The organism is Phycisphaeraceae bacterium (assembly GCA_019636675.1).
Lineage (GTDB): Bacteria > Planctomycetota > Phycisphaerae > Phycisphaerales > UBA1924 > JAHBXC01.
This window is the reverse complement of sequence record JAHBXC010000002.1, coordinates 38,795-58,530: the sequence shown is the minus strand read 5'-3', so window position 1 is coordinate 58,530 and position 19,736 is coordinate 38,795. Positions and strand designations below refer to the sequence as shown.

Sequence of the window (19,736 nt, the reverse complement as noted above, 5' to 3'; positions counted from 1 at the left end):
GAGCCCTGAACGATTCCCTACCGGGCAGACCGCGCGATCACCGCCCGGAACTGGCCCTCGCGCTCCACCCGCACGGTGAACACCCGGGACTCGTCCACCACGCGCCCCCCGGCGCCGACCCATTCCAGTCGCACCGTGTGCTCGCCCGGCGGAAGCCCGACCAGCGCGCCGTGCGCCTGCCCGGGCAGCGTCTCCCACGCGCGAAGGTCAGCGCGCTCCGTCAGCACGGGAACCAGCAGCCCGGCGAGGTTCACCCCCAAACGGACCCAGTCGTCGTCGTTGCGCCGCTCGACGTGCTTCACCGCCGCCCGGGTCGCGATCGCTTTCGTCGCCGCCCGGGCGATCGTGCGGATGTAGGTCAGCGCGAGCGCGCGCCGGTGGTTCTCCTCCGCGACCTGGCCCAGGTCCTCGACGAGCGCCAGATCGATCACGCGGGTGTTGTTCACGATCGCGCGCGCCGACGACGCGGCGCTCGGCACGCGACGGACGATCGGCAACTCGAAGTAGATCGGCGCGCCGTCGATGATCAGCGGCGGGAAGCGGAACGCGGTCTTCGTCGGCCCGAGCCCGGACGTCGCGACCAGCAGCAGGTTGTGCTCGCGGGCCTCGGCGCTCGCGAGCGGCGCGAAGGGCGCCGGGTCGACCCCCTGCATCAACTCGCGATGGAGGTCGATGGTCTGCACCAGACGCTCGGCGGCGACGCGCTGGTTGCCGGCCTCCCCGAAGTGCATCCACATCGCCGTCGTCAGGAACAGCCCGAGGGTGGACTCGATGAACTCGCCCTGCCGGTTCTCGGCGATCACGCCGCCCACGCTGGGGGGGACATCCAGCGAGTATCGCGGGACATACGACTCCGAGCCCGGGGCGGCGCCCCGGGACTGCGCCGCGTCCTCCATGCGGCGCAGCGCCGCGTCGCGCGTCGCGGGCAGGAGCTTCAGATAGCGGTCCCGCTGCAGGTTCGCCTTCGACGCGATCCGACGCGCCTCGATCGTGGCCCCGTCGTCGAACGCGCCGGCCTCAAGGTGCGCGAGCATCTTGATCACATTGACGTAGATGTCCTCGTACGGCTCGCCCGTGTACCGGCGCACCGTGTCGTTGATGAGCAGCGCGCCGAGCACATCCCCAAGCGACTCGCGCATCGAGCGGTCCATGATGTCCTCGGCCGCGTTGAGCGTCTCGATCGCCTTCGCGTGGTCCCCCATCGCCTGCGCGACCGTCCCCCGATCCAGAAGCCACAGCAGCCGGTTCCGCTGCCCGTACCGGTCGATGATGACGGGGTCGTCCATCGCGGCGGCGGCTATTTCCCACCGGCCCTGGGCCGCGGCTGATCGCAGGCCCGACCGGTGATCCTCGAACGCGCTCCGGCAGCCCGCCGGCGCGAGCAGCGAGCACGCCCCGAGAACGATCGTCGCGATGCGCGGTATTCGGACCATGGCCGGGACTCAGGGTATCCGCCCCCCGGGGCTGACCGACGCAGAGGTGTGCACGACGCGGGCCTCTGTGTCCGACGAAAGAGGGATGACGCGTCGCTCGACCAGCCTGTTCCTCGCGATCCTCCTCGCGGCGCCCGCGGGGGCGCTCGCCCAGAACGAGCGACCGGCCGAGAGCAGCGACCTCGCCCGCCCCGCCCCGCTCATCCGCGAGGGCGAGCAGCTCGTGAGCGCCGACGGCGTGCTCCGGGCCTTCGACGACGGGTGGGTCTTCGAGACCGTCCACAAGGGAAAGGTCCGCCATTTCACGCTCTCGCCCTCGCTGCGCCTCGGAGAGCTCGAGCAGGTCGTCGGCGCGCGCGGCGAGGGGCGATACCGGCTCTCCGGCCGGGTCTTCGTGCACCGGGAAAGGAACTACCTCCTCCTGAGCGCGTTCTCGGCCCCGGGCATCGACGACGCGTCGCCCTCGCCCGAGCAGTCACTCACCGGAGGGCCAACCGTCGCCGACCTCGTGCGCGATTTCGAACGCCAGCGGACCGATCGCGCGCGAGCGCCGGGCCGCGCCGGCGAGCCGCGCCGCGAGGCCACGCCCGTCCGGCGCGAGGGCACGAGGGTCACCCTTGTCCGAGGGCGGATCCTCCAGAACCCGGCCGGGTGGGCCTTCTTCGAGCAACTCACGCCCGAGGGCGCGCTCGAACGCGACCCTGCGACCACGATCCCGGTGATGATGCTCCCCTCGCTGATGCTCGAGGAGCTCGAGTCACTCGCGGCGTTTTCCCCGGAGCCGCCGGTGGTCTCGCTGTCGGGAGAGTTCTTCGCGCATCAGGGGCGAAACTACCTCCTGCCCACCATGTACCTCGTCGAGCGCGTCCCCTCGCGCGACGCCGACGCCGCCGCCCCCTCGATCGTGGGCGAGACGAACCGCTGACGCGTCTGCGCCGGTTGTGACGACTGGCGCGTCTGCGCCGGGTGTGACGCTCAGCGGAGCCCCGCCGCGCGCCGGGCGCCCTCGCCCCTCCCCGCCGCGGAAAGCGTGGCTCGGATGTCGTCGATGATGGACCCGGTGCGCCGCGGCCGCGGCGACTCGAGGGACACTCCGTGACGACCCAGAACGATCAATCTCCCGCCCGTCGTGCCGAACAGGTTCTTGGACGCCTGGGCGACCTTCCCGGCCCGCCGGACGCGTCGGCGCAACTCCTGGCCGCGAAAGAGGACTCCTTCGAGCCCCGCGAGGTGGTGTCGCTGATCGAAGCGGACGCGTCGCTGACGCCGCGCGCCCTCGCGATCGCGAAACTGCTGTGCGCCGCGTCGGGCAAGGCGAACTCCGGCAAGGACATCAACTCCATCGACGATGTCGCGCTGCTCGCCGGGCTCTCGACGCTGCGCGCCGCCGTCGTCGCGTGCCAGCTCTACGACGCCTACGCCGAGCGCCCGACCGTCTCGCTGGAGGGCGACGCCGGGGCCGACCCCAACGCGCCAACGATGGACCGCCGCGTGTTCTGGCTGTCGTCGATGGGCGTCGCGAGCGCCGCAGAATCCCTCGCCTCCGCCCGTTCGTCGGGGGGCGAGCCGGTCGATGTCGCCGACGCGTTCCTCGCCGGTTTCGCCCAGAGTCTGGGCGTGCTGGCGCTGGACTCGATCCTCCCCCGCTCGTTCGCGCGTGTCGCGGCCTTCGCCGAGCGTGAGGGCAAGGACCTCGCCGAGATCGAGCGCGCCATCATGGGCATCGACCACCACACCGTCGGTCGCAAGGTCGCCGAGCGCTGGCAGCTGCCCCAGTCGGTGCGCGACTCGATCTGGCTTGCCGGGGTCACGCCCGACCGCGTGCCGCAGACCCCTCACAAGCCGGTCATCACCACCGTCAACCTCGCGAGCGCGCTCACGCGTTTCTCGCAGCTCGCCTGGTTCGGCGACGCCCCCACGCGCGACGCGCTCGAGCGCGCCGGCGTGGTCTGCCAGGTCGACCCCCAGACGCTCGGAGCGATCGAACGCACGCTGATGGACGCCGTCTCCGCACGCGCGACGATCGTGGGGATGAAGGGCGCGTCGGTCGGCGAGCTCTTCGGCATCACGCTCAAGCGCACCCGGGGCGAGCTGGAGCGCCAGCGCGCCCGCGAGACGCCGCGCGAGAAGCTGGTCGAGCGCCAGAAGGCCGCCCTCGCCGCCGTCAGCGCGTTCCAGTCCAGGATCGCGCAAGGCGCCTCGCTCGAGGACGCGGCGGGCGCGATCCTCGAATCGGCGCGCGAGTCGCTCGGGGGCGCCACCGTGGCACTCTGCGTGCAGCCCGTGCCCGGGGGCGCGTGCCGCGTCTTCGCGATCAGCGACGCCGGCGTTCGTTCCGGCGCGATCAACCCGCCCCAGAACGACGCGGCGCTGCGCGACCACTTCAAGGGCGACAAGCCGGCGCAACCCCTCGCGCCGAAGGCCGCGTGGCTCGCCAACGACCCCTTCTTCGCGGGTCGTCTCGCGTCCGGGTTCGCCTGCGCGCTGCCCGCCGGCGCGCAGCTCGGCGCGGCGTTGCTCCTCGACAAAGACCCCGGCGCCGACTCGCCCGCCCTTCGCCCCCTGCTGGGCGCGTGGGGGTCGGCCCTCGCGGTCGTCGCCGCGTCCGACGCCGCACGCGACGCGACCTCCCGCCTGACGCAAGCGGACGCGAAGGCCGAACAGGCCCGCGTCGCGATGCTCGAAGCCGAAGGCCTCAAGAGCATCGCCTCGCTCGCCAGCGGCGCGACGGACAGTTTCATGGCGCAGGTCGAGATGATCCGCACCCGCTGCGAGATGCTCGCCCCCGGCCTCGACAAGCAGCGCGACCAGCGCTGGCTCGAGGGCATCGCCCTCGCGGGCGCCAACGTCGGCACGCTCGTGCAGACGCTCCGCCTCTTCAGCGAGACGCCCGAGATCAAGCGCGCCGCGGTCCCGCTCAACTGGGTCCTCGAGCGCGCCAGCCGCGAGGCCCGAGGGCGTTACAAGCACGACCCGCGCCGCTACCCCCAGCCCAGGCCGCGCGTGCTCGCAGAGCCCAACCTGCCCAACGTCCTCGTCGACCCCGAGCAGGTCATCGACGCCCTCGCCGAGGTTATCGTCAACGGGCTCGAGAGCGAGAAGAGCGAGATCGTCGAGATCCGGGGCCACGTCGACCACAACACGGGGCGCGCGCTGATCCTCGTGCGCGACGACGGCGAGGGCGTCCCGCCCGACGACCTGCCCAAGGTGTTCGACGCGTACTTCACGACCAAGAAGAAGCTCCGGCGCCTCGGGCTGGGGCTCACGCGCGCCAAGCGCCTCATCGAGCTCAGCGCGGGCGACATCTCCCTCCGCGCAGACCCGGGAGGCGGGCTGGCCGTCGCCCTCTTCGTCCCGCTCGCGCCGCCCGACATGGAGGCGCAGCCCGTCCCCGAGGAAGACTCCGTCGGGCTCGACGCAGAGACCACCGACGCCGAGGCCTGATCCGCCCAGCCAGACACGACGGGAACCGGCGCAGCGCAGGCCCTGGCCCGCGCGCCCCGGCGCGCTGACGCTCCGCTGCTGACACGACGCCGATGCGCACCCCGATCGGGCAGCCAAGCCCGTCGATCGAACAACGCCGATCGCTGTCCCACGAGTTGTTTCAGGCCCCCTGCCCGCCGCGCCGCATCCCTCAGGCGGCGGCTCTGGAGCCGTCGCCCTCGCGCAGCATCGCGAGCGCCCGGTCCGCGTGCAGCGGGCGAGCGAAGTAGTACCCCTGCGCGTACCCGCAGCCGATCGACTGGAGCTGCGTGACCTGCTCATGCGTCTCGACGCCCTCGGCCACGATGCTCAGGTCCAGATGGTGCGCGAGCATCACGATCGACTGCATGACGGCGGCGAACTGGCGCTGCGTCGTCAGATTCACGACGAATCCTCGGTCGATCTTCAGCGTCTCGATCGGGAACCGCTGCAGGCTGCTCAGCGAGGAATAGCCGGTGCCGAAATCGTCCATCGAGAGCCCCACGCCCAGCGCTCGGATCCGGCGCATCGTCTCGATGTGGTCGTGGCGCGGGTCCATGATCGTCGACTCGGTGATCTCGAGCTTGAGCGACGACGCCGGGACCCGGGTGTCGCGGAGCACCGCTTGGATCGTCTCGAGGAGGTCCGGCTGCGACAGTTGACGCTTGGACAGATTCACGCTGATCCACGGGCGACGCGCGCCGCCGAGCTCGTCGGTCCACGCTCGCAGGGTCTCGCACGCGCGGCGCAGCACCCACTCGCCCAGCCGCACGATGTCGCCTGTCTCCTCGGCGACCGGGATGAACTCGTCCGGAGCGATCTCGCCCAGCGGCGCCTTCGGCCAGCGCACCAGCGCCTCGAAGCCCACGACCTCGCCGCTCTCGAGCGAAACGACCGGCTGGTAGACCACGTCGAGCTCGTCGCCGGGCTCCATCGTGCGCAGGAGGGTCTCGACCTCGTGGCGGCGCATGAGGCGCTGCCGCATGGTCGCGTCGAAGGCCTGCACGCGGTTCTTGCCCAGCGCCTTGGCGATCTGCAGCGCCGCGTCGGCGTCGCGCAGCAGGTCTTCGGCGGCGGCGTACCCCCCGCCCCACGTGGCGATCCCGACGCTCGCCGTCGACACGACCTCGTGCCCGTCCAGGTCGTGAGCCGCGGCGAAGACACCGACGAGGCGCTCGGCGATCGCCAGCGCTTCTGCCTCGTCCGAGCCGTCCAGCATCACGACGAACTCGTCGCCGCCGAACCGGGCCGCGACATCGCACGACCGCAGCGACTCTCGGAAACGCTGCGCGATGGCGATCAACAGCTGGTCGCCCACGGCGTGCCCGAGCGCGTCGTTGATCATCTTGAAGCGGTCGAAGTCGAAGAACAGCACCGAGAAAGTCTTCGTGCCGTCCTGCCTGATCCTCGAGACCGCCTGGCGCAGACGCTCGGTCAGGAACACGCGGTTGGGCAGGCCCGTCAGGCGGTCGTGCAGCGTCAGCTGGCGCAGACGCTCCTGCGCCGTCTTCAGCTCGCTGATGTCGGTCAGCGCCCCGACGAGGCGCACTGCCTTGCCGGACTCGTCGCGCACCGCCCGCGCGCGGCAGAGCGTCCAGCGGCGCGACTCGCCGGCGCCGGTGAGACGCAGCTCCGTGTGCAGCGCCTCGGTTGCGCCCTCGATGTGCAGCGTCAGATCGGTCTCAAACTGCGCGCGCTGGCGCGGGTCGATGCGCGCCAGCCAGAGAGCGGGCTCCGCGAATTCGTCCACGTCGTCCAGCCCGAGATACCGGCGCATGCGCGGCGAGTAGTACACCGTGTCGGTCACGAGGTCCCAGTCCCAGATCGCGTCGTCGGTCCCGTCCAGCACCAGGGAATACCGCTCCTCGCTCTCGCGAAGGCGGATCTCGGCGTTCTTGCGATCCGTGATGTCGAAGAGCGCGCCCGACAGCCGCACGCACCTGCCTTGGATCATCACCGCCTCGCCGATGCTACGGACCCAGCGGTGGCGACCCTTGGCTGTGATCAGCTCGCACTCGAGGTCGAAACCCTCTCCGGTCTCTATGGAACGCTGGACAGCGGTCTGCACCCGTGCCCGCTCGTGGGGCGGATAGAACTCGAGCGACGACTCCAGAGAGGGCGTGTAGTCGGGCTCAACCTCGTAGATCTCTCGGACCATCGGCGACCAGCGGGATGTTGTCGTCGTCAGGTCCAACTCCCACGCGCCGACCTTCGCGACACGAGAGGCCTGCCGAAGGAAGTCCTCCTCGCGCTTCTTCTCGGTCAGGTCGGCCGAGAAGATCATGATGCCGCCGATCTGTCCCTTGCTGTCGCGCCACGGGGCGACCTCCCAGGAAGTCCACCGGAGCGTGCCATCCTGCCTCACGAAGCAATCCTCGCTGCATCGCTCGGTGGCGCCCGCGAGGCAGCGAGCATGAACCGCCTTCCACTCCTCCTTCAGATCCGGATAGACGTCGTAGTGATGACGCCCGATGATGTCGTCACAGTTCGCCTTGATCTCGTCGAGCCACCTCCGACTCGCCGCGAGGTGGCGCATCTCCCGATCGAGCATCAGCACCGCGGACGGCGACTGCTCGACAAAGACGCGGAAACGCTCCTCGCTGCGCCTGATCGCTTCCGTCGCGAGCTTGCGCTCGGTGATGTCGAAGTTCACGCCGACCACGCGCATCGGGCTGCCGTCCGCGGCGCGGATCACCTTGGCGTTGGCCTGGATGTGCCGAAGCTCGCCGCCTGATCGCAGTATCCTGAACTCGGCCTGAAAGTCTGCTCGCTGCTCGATCGCCGCATGCAGGTCCGCCATGACGCGCGCCGCGTCCTCCGGGACGACCACGCTCTCCCACGAGCGCAAGTCCCCCGTGAACTCATCGGGGCCAATCCCGTACAGCGAGTGCATCCGCTGGTCCCAGGTGAGCGATCCGGAGACGAGGTCGTAGTCCCAGATGCCGATCGATCCGGCGTCGGTCGCGATCTCGAGGCGCTCCTTGAACTCTCGCAGCGCGTTCTCGGTCTCCCGGCGCGCCGTGATGTCGCTCTCGATCGCCATGAACCCGGTCAGAGCGCCTGACGAGTCTCGCACCGGCTCGATCTCGATCCTGATCCAGTATGCCCTGCCGTCCTTCGTGTAGTTGATCAGTTCGACATCGATGGGCTTTGCCGCGTGGATCGCCTCCGACATCCGCCTGACCTCGGTCGGATCTGAATCCGGCCCCTGCAGGAAGTCTCCGGCCTTGCGCCCGCGCACCTCGCCCAGCGTGTAGCCCGTGATGCGCGTGAAGCCCTCGTTGATCCACTCGATGCGCCCCAGCGCGTCGGTCACGACGACCGCGTTCTGAGTCCTGCGGGCCACGTCGGCCAGCCGGCTCGCGTGGTGGCGCTCGTCTTCCAGCTCGGCGACAGCGCGCAGCTGCCGACGACGCAGCGCCGCGACACCATAGCCCGCCAGCAGCGAGAAGAAGAACGCCGGGAGCAGGCCCCACATCGCCGCCTGGCTGCGCACGGCGCGATCTCGCATGTAGTCGTCGGCCGCCATATCCACGCCGACGACGCCCACCTGCTCGCCGCTGGCGTCGTGGATGGGCGCGTAGCCGGTGATGAACGTGCCCCACGCGTCGGAATAGGGCCTCTGGCTCGCGACGCGACGACCGGCCGAGAACCCGTCGCCGAGCGCCTCGTAGATAATGGGCTCGGGGTCGACGTACTCCTCCCAGATCTGCGCCTGGTCCTCCCGGCCGTCGCCGTCGTGGTCGCCCGGCTCCGCGGCGTCGAGCACGAAGCGCACCTTGTCCCCGTCGCGCACGGCGGTGTAGATGTAGGTGACGTCGCTCGCCGCGAGCATCATGCGACGAAGCGGCTCGACGGCGCGCCTGTATTCCTCGGTGTTCTGCAGCGACGGGTCGCGCATGATCCGCTCGTGCAGCTCGACGTCGATCGCGGTCGCGGCGACCGCCGCGAGGCGCGAGAGATCGGCTTGCGTGTGGCTGAGCGCGCTGCGCTCGGCCGCCCGCCACAGACTCCAGTCGGCGCAGCACGCGATCGAGAAGATCACGATCGCGGCGATCAGCCCGTCGATGGCGGCGCGCGAACGCAACGCGCCCCAGTTCCTGGGCACGCCTCGGAAGTGATCGGACTCTGTGCGCGTCGTGGCGACCATGATGGAGCCACCGACCCGGACGGGAGAGGGTCGGCGTCAATAAAGTCATCGGCGACACGCGAGGTCGAGTTCATCGACCGCGCCAGGGAATTCCAGTGCGTCTGACTCTCACGCCCCCTGTTCCCGGCTCGCGTTCGGCCCGGGGGGCCGGGCCGCGAGCTCGGGGTTCAAAGCCACCTGCCGGACTTGAACCGGCGACCTGCGCTTTACGAAAGCGCCGCTCTACCGACTGAGCTAAGGTGGCAGTCGGGCGGAAGTATCGACCCCCTGCCCCGCCGCGTCCAGTTCCCGGGCCTCGCAAGGGCGAAAACCGGGTCCCGATCGGGTTATCCGACCGGGGCGGCGACCGTCAGACGCCCTGAACCGGCCCGGATCCGATCCAGCTCGTGCGCGCCGATGCGCACCCGGAGGGTCACCTCGCCGTCGCCGTAGGTCCGCTCCAGCACCTCGCCCTTGGTCTCGAGAAGGTGAACGGTCCTGCCCTCGCTGGTGGGGACTGTCACGAGCAGCTCGCGGGTCTGGCCCTGCATGATCGCGCGGACGCGCTCGCGCAGTCGCTCCAGGCCCGGATGCCCGGGGCTCGTCGCGACGATGGGGATCGCGCCGGGGTCCTTCGACGCCCACACCAACATCTCGGCGTTGTCCTTGAGCCGGTCGATCTTGTTCAGCAGCAGGATGCGCTCGGGCTCGCGCCAGCCCTGGAGTTCGCCCGCCGCCCCCCGGTCGTCCTCGCGCCGGGCGTGCTTCGCTTCCGTCTTGCGAACATCCGTGAACAAGTCGTCGAGGGTCTGGTGCACGACCGCGAGCTGGCGCTCCGCCGCCGGGTCGGACGCGTCGAGCACGATCAGCAGCACATCGGCGTGGGTCGCTTCCTCGAGCGTGGCCTTGAACGACGCGACGAGGTCGTGGGGCAGGTCGCGCACGAAGCCGACGGTGTCGGACAGCATCACGTTCACGCCGTCGCCGAGGTCCCACTCGCGCGTGCGCGTCATCAGCGTCGCGAAGAGCTTGTCGGCCGCGTAGGCCCCGCCCTCGGTGAGCGTGTTGAAAAGCGTGCTTTTCCCGGCGTTTGTGTAGCCCACGAGCCCGACCGTGAAGTGTTCCTGCCGGCGCTTCTGCACCTCGCGCCGCTTGCGCGCCTGGAGCTCTTCCAGCTCGCGGCGGAGCTGCGTCAGCCGGCTTCGCACCAGCCGGCGGTCGATCTCGAGCTGCTGCTCGCCCGGACCGCGCGTGCCGATGCCCGCGACGCCGCCCGCGCCGCCCACGATGCGCTCCAGGTGGTCCCACATCGCGCGCAGGCGCGGGTAGGTGTACTCAAGCTGCGCGAGCTCGACCTGCAGCTTCGCCTCGTGCGTGCTGGCGCGGCTGGCGAAGATGTCGAGGATCAGCTCCGACCGGTCGAGGATCTTCCGGCCCACCTCGTCCTGGATGTTCGTGATCTGCGCCGGCGAGAGCCCGTTATCGAAGATCACGACCGTCGCGTCGGTGGCGTCGCACAGGCGCTTGATCTCCTCGACCTTGCCGCTGCCGATGAAGGTGCCGGCCTCGGGTCGCTGCTTCTTCTGCAGGATCTCCCCCACCACGATCGCGCCGGCCGTCTCGGCGAGGGCGCGCAGCTCGCCCAGCGGGTCGGACTCGTCGATGTCCATCTCGGGGAGAATCAGGGCCGCCAGGATCGCCTTCTCAGAAGCGACGCTGATGTCGGTGCGTTCGTTGCCTTTGCCAAATGCCATGTGCCCGGATCATAGGTGCCGGCCCCGACCGGGTTTTTCGCGCCCGGTCCCGTCGCCTGCGGCCTGCGCGAGGGCTACTCCTCGTGCGCCCGGAGCTTCGTCAGGGCGGGAGCGCCCTGGGCCTTTTTCGCGCGCAGCCGCTCGATCACCAGCGGCGGGACCATCGGCGCCAGCACGCTCAGGTCCTGGCCCATCGCCGCGATCTGCTTGATCAGACTGCTGCTCGTGTACGCGAAACTCTGCCCGGCGACGATGAAGCACGACTCAAGCCCGGCGACCTCTCGGTTGGTCACCGCCTGCTGCACCTCGTACTGCAGGTCGGAGAGGTTCCGGATGCCGCGCAGGATCACCGTCGCCCCGGCCTCGCGCGCCGCGTCGACGGTCAGGCCCTGGAAACTCCGCACCTCGACCGGGGCGAAGTCCGGCTCGCGCTGCACGACGCCCGCCACGAGCTTGCGCGCCATCTCCACGCGCTCCTCGGGCTCGAAGAGGCTGTCCTTCCCGGGGTTCCTGCCAACGGCCACGATGACGCGGTCGAACAGCTTCCGCCCGCGCTCGATCACGTCGAGGTGCCCGTAGGTGATCGGGTCGAAGGAGCCGGGATAGATCGCGACATGCTCGCGCTGGGTGGTCATCGCGGGATGATACGGGGGCGTCGCCCGACCCGCGAACCACCCCAACGACGAGGCGCCCGGCTCACACCGAAGGCACGGCCGGGAAGTCGATCTCCGAGCGGTGCACGTTGTTGAAGGTGTTCGTCAGCGTCGCGAGGGTGTAGACGCCGATGACCTCGACCACCGCCTTGTCGTCGAAGCCGGCGCCCTTGAACCGCTTCAGGTCCTCGTCGCTGACCTGCCCGCGCGTCTCGGCGATGGCGCGCGTGAAACGGGCCAGCGCGTCCATCCGCGCGTCGCTCTCGACGCGCCCCCTGCGCGCACCCATGGCCTGCTCGTCGGTCATGCCGTGGCCCTTGCCGATCGCGGTGTGCGCCGCCTGGCAGTAGTTGCAACCCGCGACGTTGCTCGCCGCCAGCTGCACCGCTTCGACCTCGGCGGCGCTCAGCGAAACACCGTGGAGCGCCTGGTTGATCTTCAGGTACATGTCCAGGACCTGCGGCGAGTTCGCCATCCCCTTGAAGATGTTGAAGTGCTTGCCTTTCAGAGGCCCGTCGAAGATCTCCTTCGCCTTGCCGCTCGCGTTCGCCGGATCAACAACATTCAGTCGGGGCATCTCGGTCTCCTCGTGATTCGGTTCGGTCGGTCGTACAACTCATTCTCCGCCCCATCTGTTCCCCGGTCGCGTTCGACTCGCGCCAATCCCTCTCCCCCCCTTGCCCGCTCCCCACTCCCTCTTCACCGCTTCTCCACGGCAACTTCACAGGATCTTCGCCTCCGAAGACTCGATTCTGCCGAGGTTTCTGTGTCGAATACATCGCGCCCGCGAACGGACGCGCGGCACGCCCACGAAGCGCCCCCCGAGGGCCCGGACGGTCACCCGACCGCCCCGCCCCACGGCTCGGAGAGCCGCACCATGACGCACTTCGCACCACTCGACGCCAGCCGAACCCGCCACAACCCGTTGCGTGCCCCGACGCAGCCCGTCGAACTCTTCGCTGAAGGCGACGACGCCCTCACGCGCATGGACATGCACTGCCACTCCAGCGCGTCCGCTGGGCCGGTCATCCATGCCGCGTCGTGGGTCAGCGCGCCCGAGTGCTACTCCACGCCCGAAGAGGTCTACGCCCAGGCCATCACCCGCGGCATGGACCTGGTCACCCTCACCGACCACGACACCATCGCCGGCGCGCTCTCCCTCGTCGAGCGCGGCTTCCCCAACGTCCTCCTCGGGCAAGAGGTCACCGTCCGATTCCCGAAGGACCGCGTGAAACTGCATGTCCTCGTCTACAACCTCACGCCCGAACTCGACGAGGAAATCACCACGCTGGGCCTGCGCGAGAATGTCTACGCCTTCGCCGAGTGGCTCGCGGATCGAGACCTGCCCCACTCCCTCGCGCACCCGCTCCACGCCCAGTCGCGCGGGTACTCGATCGATCACCTCGAGCAGTGCATGCTGCTCTTCAAAAGCGTCGAACTCATCAACGGCGCCCACGGCGGCCCCCGCCGCGACGCGATGGAACGCTATCTCCGAACCCTCACGCCGAAGCGCATCGACGAACTCAGCGCCAAGCACGGCGTCCGCCCGATCTACCCGCGCGCGTGGATCAAGGGCGTCACCGCCGGCTCCGACGACCACGGCCTGCTCAATGTTGGCAAGGCCTGGGCCGGCGTGCGCTGCCCCTCGGGCCTCAAGATCCGCGATCCGCTCGACTTCGTCGAGCGCGCCATGCAGGGCGAGGCGAGCGTCGGGGGCGAACTTGGCGGCGCCGAGGTCCTCGCCCACCAGATCACCGCCGTCGGGCTGAACCACTACGGACGCACGATGCACTCCATGCTCTCGACGAAGGGCAAGTATGTCGCGTCGCGCTTCGTGCGCTTCGGCGGGGTTACCATCGACTCCCCCACGAAACTCCGCCTCGTCGCCCATGTCGCGAGGAAGAAGGTCGTCGGTCGGCTCACCGGGAAGAAGAAGGGCCCCGACCCGCTCTTCACGGCGCTGCGCACCACCATCGAGCCCCTGCTCGCCCGGCACCCCGACATCCGCGCCCGGCTCTCGCAGGTCGCCGACCTGCCCCGCGGCGCCCACGACGGCCCGCCCCTGGCTAACCACGACGCGATGGCCGACTTCGCCGCCGATCTCTCCAACGCCCTCGCCGACGCGATCATCTCGGGCGCGCTCTCGAGCGTCGCGAAGAAGGACGCCAGCGGGACGGTCAAGCACGTCGCCGCGTACATGATGACCCTCGCGGCCCAGGCGCCCTACCTCATCGCGATGTTCAGCGAGCACAAGGAACGCGACCTGCTCACGCGCGTCGAGCACGAAACCGCCCTCCGAGGACACGCCCAGCACCCCATGACCAAGCAACCACGCGTCGTGATGTTCACCGACACCTACGCCGATGTGAACGGCGTGTCGCGCTTCATCCAGAATGTCGCCGACCAGTCGCGCCTCCGGGGGCGCGACATGACCGTGCTGACCTCGACGCGCATGAAGTTCGACCCGCGACCCAATGTCGTGAACTTCGAGCCGGTGTTCTCGAGGCCCATGCCGCGCTACGAGAACCTCGACTTCGCGCTGCCCCCCCTGCTGCCCGTGCTTCGCTACCTGCAGCAGCACCAGCCCGATGTGATCAATGTCGCGACGCCCGGGCCCATCGGCACGCTTGGACTGCTCTGTGCCGCGATCTTCCGCTGCCCCGTGGTCGGCGTGTACCACACCGACTTCCCGGCGTACATCGAGCGCCTCTTCGAGGACGAGACCTACACCTGGGTCAGCGAGAAGTTCATGAAGGGGTTCTACTCGCCCTTCAAGACGATCCTCAGCCGCTCGCGCGATTACATGGCCTCGCTCGACAAACTCGGCTTCGACGCCGATCGCGTCAAGCCCCTCCTGCCCGGCATGGACACCGACGCGTTCCATGTGCGCTTCCGCGACACCTCCGTCTGGGAACCACTCGGCCTGCGGCGGGAGTCGCGCAAGGTCGTGTACTGCGGGCGCGTGAGCGTCGAGAAGAACCTTCCCATGCTCGAGCGCGTCTGGGCGAAGACGCGCCGCCTGCTCGCCGATCGCGCGATCGACGCGGAACTCGTCGTCATCGGCGACGGCCCCTACCGCAAGGGCATGCAGGAGCGCCTGTCGAACAGCCAGAAGAACGCGCCGGGCGCCGCCCACTTCCTGGGCTTCCGCCACGGCGAGGAACTCTCGCGCCTCTACGCGTCCTCCGACCTCTTCGTCTTCCCCAGCGTCACCGACACGCTGGGACAGGTCGTCATGGAAGCGCAGGCGTCGGGCCTCCCGGTGATCGTCACCGACAAGGGAGGCCCCAAGGAGATGGTCGACCACGCCCTCACCGGGATGGTCATCCCCGACGAGCAGGAAGACCGCTGGGCGGAGACCATCGCGTCCCTCCTCGCCGACGACGACCAGCGCGGACGCATGGGGCGCGCCGCCCACAACAGGATGCAGCGCTACAACATCGGCGCGTCCTTCGAGCACTTCTGGCAGGTCCATGTCGACGCCCACCACGCGAAACTCCGCGCCCTGGGCGTGACCACCCGCGACGACGACCGCGGCCCCACGCCCGCGCGTACCACGCGACGCCCCGACGCTCCCGCGATGGCGTGAGAGAAGAGATTCACCGCAGAGGCGCAGAGGGCCAGAAGGAGTTGGGGGTGGCGTGGTACGGCGCAGCCGTGCCACGGAGGGTCTCGATCACACGCTCGCGTTCTTCTTCGCCTTCCTCGCCTCGCGCCTCCCCCGGAAGAACATCGTCAGCAGTTCCCCCGCCTCTTCGGCGCAGACGCCCCCGATGGGCGTGATCCGGTGGTTCAGCCGGGGGTCCGAGCAGATCTCGTAGAGGGATTTCACGGCGCCCGCCTTGGGGTCGAGGGCGCCGTAGACCAGGCGCCCGACGCGCGCGTTGACGATCGCGCCGGCGCACATCGGGCAGGGCTCGAGCGTCACGACCAGCGTGCAGTCGTTGAGGCGCCAGTCGCCCCGCTTCATCGCGGCGTCGCGGATCGCTATCAGTTCAGCGTGGCCCGCCGGGTCGCCGGTCTTCTCTCGCAGGTTGTGCGCCTCGGCGAGGACCTTGCCGCTGACGGTTTCGTAGACGACTGCGCCGATGGGCGCCTCGCCCAGCGCCGCCGCGGTGCGCGCGAGTTCGAGGGCGCGGCGCATCACCGCGACATCCAGGTCGGTCTCGGGGCCCTTGGGGGGAGCCGGAGTGCGCAGCACCCCGATCCGGCGAAGTGCGCGCACGATCGGTCCCGGCGGTGTCACTCGTCGCCCTCGTTGGCGTCTGTCCACGCGCTCTTTGAGAACACGCCCTCCGACACACGGCGCGCCGGGACGAACCTCGCGAGGAACAGGCCGAACTCGAAGAGCCCGTAGAGTGGCACCATCATCAGCACCAGCGTCACGGGGTCGGCCGGCGTGATGACGGCGGAGATGATCACGCACGCCATGGCGATCTGGCGCCGGTATCGCGCCAGCGTGGCGACGCTGATGATGCCCGTCCAGCTCAGCAGCAGCACGACGATGGGCATCTGGAACGCGAACGCGAACGCCAGCCCCATGGTGAACACCATGTCGACGTACTCGCGCAGGCGGTACTGCTGCGCGATCAGGCCGGAGCTGACCAGGGGCGACATCAGCACGCCGCCCTCGTCGTCGACCCGGATGCGAAGCTGGCGCATGGGGCCGCTGACCCACATCCCGCCCACGGGCGCGTCGGACGGGTCGGCCTCCAGCACCGGGACAGCCGGCAGCACGATGCCCGGCGCGAGCGGGGCGACCGCCGGGTCGGACCGGGCGATGCTGCTCCCGAAGTTGATCAGGAAGAAGAGCATCGCCGGGAGCATGACGAAATAGAGGAACACCACCGACGCCCCGGTCAGCGCGACGCTGAGGGGGACGAGGAGCCGCGCGAAGCGGCGCTCGTGCTGGTAGAGCCCCGGGCGGACGAAGAGCCAAAGCTGGGTGACGATCCAGGGCACCCCGATCAGCACGGCGGCGACGAGCCCGACCTTGATGTACGACGCAAAGGTCTCGATGGGCGAGAGGGCCTGCAGCGTGGGCGACTGGCCCGTCCGGAGCAGGGCCTGCTCCACCGGGACGATCAGCAGCCGCAGGATCGTGGTGCCGAACGACAACCCCAGGACGAGGATGGGGACCAGCCCCAGCAGGGCGTAGATGACCCTGCGCCGGAGCTCCTCCAGGTGCTCGCCGAGGGACATCGAGGTGTGGGGGGCGTCGCTCATGGGGCCGGGGTCCGGGTGGCCCGAAGCATACGGCCACCTGCCTGCCCGGCCCGGGAGCTATCGGGGTGGGGTCGCGACATCGGGGCGGGCGAACCCCCAAAGAACCGGGACGCGAGAAACCCGTCTGACCCCCGACAGGGAGCCCTCCCCGGCGCGTCAGGGTGTGAGAGGGACACAGGAACGACGCGTGACCGACGGACACACCAACGCCGAGCGCGCCATCTCGGGAGACCCCCAGGCCCTGAGGGCGCTGTGGGAAGTGAACCGGCGCTGGATCGCCGCGATCATCCTTGCGCACAAACCGCGCTCCGCGGAGTTGGAAGACCTGCTCCAGGACGTCGCGGTGCGGGTCGTGAAACGCATCGGGGAGGTGCGCGACCCGTCGACGCTCAAGCCCTGGATGCGCGCCATCGCGATCAACACCGCGAGAACCGCCGGACGCAAGCACACGACGCGCACGCGCCTCGTGCGCCCCACCGGGGCCGACCCCGACGACGCCTGCTCCCCCATCGTCACGGGCGAGCCGGGCCTTTCGACCGAGGGGACGACGCACGCGGAGGAGTCCCGGCGCGCGATGGACGCGGTCAACCGCCTCCCCGACGAGTATCGCGAGCCCCTGCTGCTGCGCTGCGTGCGCGGCATGTCGTACAAACAGATCGCCGACCTGATGGGCGTCCCCGTCACGACGATCGAGACACGACTCGCGCGAGCCCGCCGGATGGTTCGCGAGGAGCTGGAACGCGCGCCCGGCGCCGGCGCGACGAGAGAGTGAGACGAATCATGCACGACCACGCCAACATCCCGAACCCCGACGCGGCGCGCGAAGAGATCCTGATCAACCGCGTCGTCGACGCCGAGGCCACCGCCGCCGACTGGGCCGAGCTCGACGCCTTCGCCCAGTCCGACGCCGGGGTGTGGGCCCGGCTGGCAGAAGCGCAGCGATCCCAGAACGCGCTGCAGCGCGCCGTCGACGACGCGCTCACCGTCGCCGAGCTCGTGGACCTGCCCGACCCGCGCGCCGAGTTCGAGCGCTCGTGGAGCGATCGTGTGCGCGTCTGGGGCGGGTGGCTGGCCGCGGCGGTGATCGTGCTCGCCTGGGCCGGCAACTTCGCGCAGGGCACGCGCCAGCAGGCGCCCGGCGCGTCGAACGCCGGGCTCGTCGCGGCCAACGCGCTCACGCCCGACCAGCTCCTGCAGATGTACCTCACGCAGGGGCGCGAAGGCGGGCGAGTCGTGGGTGAGATGCCCATGGTGATGCTCGAGACGATGCGGACCCAGGACGGGCGCTCCGAGATCACCTTCGTGCGCCCGCTCGTCGAGCGCATGATCGTCGACAACTTCTACGAACTCGGCCAGAACGACGCCGGGCAGGTCGTGCCGGTGCCCGTGAACTGGCGCGCCTCGTCTGCGGTCGAGGGCGAGCCGCTCTGAGCGTTTTGCCGAACCGCGACTGCTCCGAGGGCGTCGCGCGTCCTGTCTCCCGAAGAACACGCCCACCCACCACTGAAACACGCCGGCCCACGAAGGCCGAGCCCCGGAGTGACCAAGCATGAGATACACCATCCTCCTCGCCGCGATACTCGCCGCCGGAGCGCAGGCGACCGCCCAGCAGCGAGGCGCGTTTGTCTCCGAAGATCGAGTCGTCGTCGTGTCCCCCGTCGAGAAGAACCGCTCGAAGGTCGTGACCAAAGACGGCACGCGCACCTTCGAGATCACCCTCGAGAACAACGAGGTGCTCTCGATCAAGATCGATGGCAAGGACGCGCCGCGCCACACCGGGAAGATCGAGAAAGACCACATCCTGCTCTTCGCGCCGGGCGGGCGACAGGAAGCGTCCATCCCGTTCCGCTGGGAGGTCGCGACGCCGGCGCCCCCGCCCCCGCCGGGCAGCGCGTCCGGCGTCGAAGCGCGCCGTCCGGCGATCGCGAGGACAGGCGGCCGCGCGTCCGGCGCCGGGGGCGCGACCGGCTCGACCACCGCGCAGGGTTTCGCCACGCTCGAGCCCGGGCGACGCGTCATCGGCATCACCACCACCGACCTGCACGAGTCCCTCGCGGCGCAGTTCAACCTCAGCCCCGAGAATGTCATCGTGGTCAACACCGTGACCGAGGGCATGCCGGCGGCGAAGGCCGGCGTCCAGCGCTTCGACATCATCACGAAGATCGAAGGCCAGCCCCCGGCCAACACCATTCGCCTGCGCGAGGCCCTGCACGCCAAGGGCGAGGAGCCGGTCTCCATCACCGTCCTGCGCGGCGGGAAAGAGATGGTCCTCAGGGTTCAGAGCGTCCCGCAGACCGAGGCCGAGGTCACCTGGACCATGGGCGCCCCCGCCCAGACCTTCGGGCGCGTCGAAGGCCAGCCGGGCCAGTGGCGCGTCGAGACACAGCTGAGCGCCGAGCAGCGCCAGCGCCTCGAAGAGGCCCTGATGCGCGTCCGCGAGGTCGGCGCACAGAATCAGCAGCGCCTCGCAGAGATGCAGGAGACGATGACCAAGCGCATGGCCGAGGTGCGCCAGAACCTTGAACAGAAGTTCTCGCAGGACGGCTCGCTCGACGAGGCGCGCAAGGCGTACGAGGCCGTCGTGCGCGAGCTGCAGAGCATGAACATCAACGAGCAGATCGAGCGCGCCATGAGCGATCTCCAGCGAGCGCTCGGCGAGGTCGACATCCAGCGCGAGCTGCGCGCCCTGCCAGAGATCCGCTTCATGGGTCGCGACGACTCACGCGATGTCGTGATCGTTCCTTCCACCCCGGCATTCCCTGCGCCCCCGGCGCCCCCGGCGCCCGCCGCCGGCCCGGCGCAGCCCGCACGACCCGCCCCGGCGGTCGCCCCCCCTGCCGCCCCCGAAGACGCCCGGCTGCGCGCCCTCGAGCAGCGGATGGAGCGCATCGAGCGCCTCCTCGAGCGGATCGCCGAGAACCGGGGGAACTGAAACCCGGGCGGGAACCCGTCCCCGGGCCCGTGCGTCAGATCCCGTGCTTCCTGACCGAAGCTTCTCCTCTGACCCACGAACGCAGCAGCCCGGAAAACGCCCGTTCTTCTGCACACAGGCCGCGTCGGACCCCGTCCGACGCGGCCA

The 19,736-nt window shown here is 69.8% G+C and carries 13 protein-coding genes and 1 tRNA gene; 6 read left to right on the top strand and 8 right to left on the bottom strand.

Annotated features, from left to right (window positions below; all coding sequences use genetic code 11):
• Window positions 1-17: 17 nt before the first annotated feature.
• Window positions 18-1,433: a hypothetical protein gene (locus KF684_06930; protein MBX3352651.1), complete on the bottom strand. Its 1,416-nt coding sequence runs from the start codon at window positions 1,431-1,433 to the stop codon at window positions 18-20.
• Between the two features lie 85 nt (window positions 1,434-1,518).
• On the opposite strand from KF684_06930, the gene KF684_06925 reads away from it, so the two are divergent.
• Both KF684_06925 and KF684_06920 read left to right on the top strand, forming a co-directional pair.
• On the top strand, window positions 1,519-2,358 hold the full coding sequence (locus tag KF684_06925) for a hypothetical protein (protein MBX3352650.1): 840 nt from the start codon (window positions 1,519-1,521) through the stop codon (window positions 2,356-2,358).
• A gap of 170 nt (window positions 2,359-2,528) precedes the next feature.
• Window positions 2,529-4,877 carry an HDOD domain-containing protein gene (locus KF684_06920; protein MBX3352649.1) on the top strand — a complete coding sequence of 783 codons (2,349 nt, stop codon included), beginning with the start codon at window positions 2,529-2,531 and terminating at the stop codon, window positions 4,875-4,877.
• Window positions 4,878-5,067: 190 nt separating this feature from the next.
• Here the strand turns inward: KF684_06920 and KF684_06915 are convergent, their stop codons facing one another.
• From KF684_06915 to KF684_06895, 5 genes are all read right to left on the bottom strand, one after another.
• Window positions 5,068-9,045 carry an EAL domain-containing protein gene (locus tag KF684_06915; GenBank protein MBX3352648.1) on the bottom strand — a complete coding sequence of 1,326 codons (3,978 nt, stop codon included), beginning with the start codon at window positions 9,043-9,045 and terminating at the stop codon, window positions 5,068-5,070.
• A gap of 171 nt (window positions 9,046-9,216) precedes the next feature.
• Window positions 9,217-9,289 (bottom strand) — tRNA-Thr (locus KF684_06910).
• 82 nt (window positions 9,290-9,371) lie between these two features.
• Window positions 9,372-10,778: a GTPase HflX gene (gene hflX / locus KF684_06905; GenBank protein ID MBX3352647.1), complete on the bottom strand. Its 1,407-nt coding sequence runs from the start codon at window positions 10,776-10,778 to the stop codon at window positions 9,372-9,374.
• Between the two features lie 74 nt (window positions 10,779-10,852).
• Entirely contained in the window at window positions 10,853-11,413 is a 561-nt protein-coding gene (gene coaD, locus KF684_06900; protein ID MBX3352646.1) for a pantetheine-phosphate adenylyltransferase, read from the bottom strand.
• Between the two features lie 61 nt (window positions 11,414-11,474).
• Window positions 11,475-12,008: a carboxymuconolactone decarboxylase family protein gene (locus KF684_06895; protein ID MBX3352645.1), complete on the bottom strand. Its 534-nt coding sequence runs from the start codon at window positions 12,006-12,008 to the stop codon at window positions 11,475-11,477.
• 300 nt (window positions 12,009-12,308) lie between these two features.
• Here KF684_06895 and KF684_06890 point away from each other — a divergent pair, with 300 nt between their 5' ends.
• Complete coding sequence (locus KF684_06890; protein MBX3352644.1) at window positions 12,309-15,020, top strand: glycosyltransferase; 2,712 nt, start codon at window positions 12,309-12,311, stop codon at window positions 15,018-15,020.
• A gap of 87 nt (window positions 15,021-15,107) precedes the next feature.
• Here the strand turns inward: KF684_06890 and tadA are convergent, their stop codons facing one another.
• On the bottom strand, window positions 15,108-15,656 hold the full coding sequence (gene tadA, locus KF684_06885) for a tRNA adenosine(34) deaminase TadA (GenBank protein MBX3352643.1): 549 nt from the start codon (window positions 15,654-15,656) through the stop codon (window positions 15,108-15,110).
• Window positions 15,657-15,673: 17 nt separating this feature from the next.
• Window positions 15,674-16,657: a preprotein translocase subunit TatC gene (locus KF684_06880; protein ID MBX3352642.1), complete on the bottom strand. Its 984-nt coding sequence runs from the start codon at window positions 16,655-16,657 to the stop codon at window positions 15,674-15,676.
• Window positions 16,658-16,844: 187 nt separating this feature from the next.
• On the opposite strand from KF684_06880, the gene KF684_06875 reads away from it, so the two are divergent.
• From KF684_06875 to KF684_06865, 3 genes are all read left to right on the top strand, one after another.
• Window positions 16,845-17,429 carry a sigma-70 family RNA polymerase sigma factor gene (locus KF684_06875; protein MBX3352641.1) on the top strand — a complete coding sequence of 195 codons (585 nt, stop codon included), beginning with the start codon at window positions 16,845-16,847 and terminating at the stop codon, window positions 17,427-17,429.
• 8 nt (window positions 17,430-17,437) lie between these two features.
• Window positions 17,438-18,088, top strand: coding sequence for a hypothetical protein (locus KF684_06870; GenBank protein MBX3352640.1), 651 nt, complete (start codon window positions 17,438-17,440; stop codon window positions 18,086-18,088).
• 118 nt (window positions 18,089-18,206) lie between these two features.
• Complete coding sequence (locus tag KF684_06865; protein MBX3352639.1) at window positions 18,207-19,589, top strand: PDZ domain-containing protein; 1,383 nt, start codon at window positions 18,207-18,209, stop codon at window positions 19,587-19,589.
• Window positions 19,590-19,736: the final 147 nt, after the last annotated feature.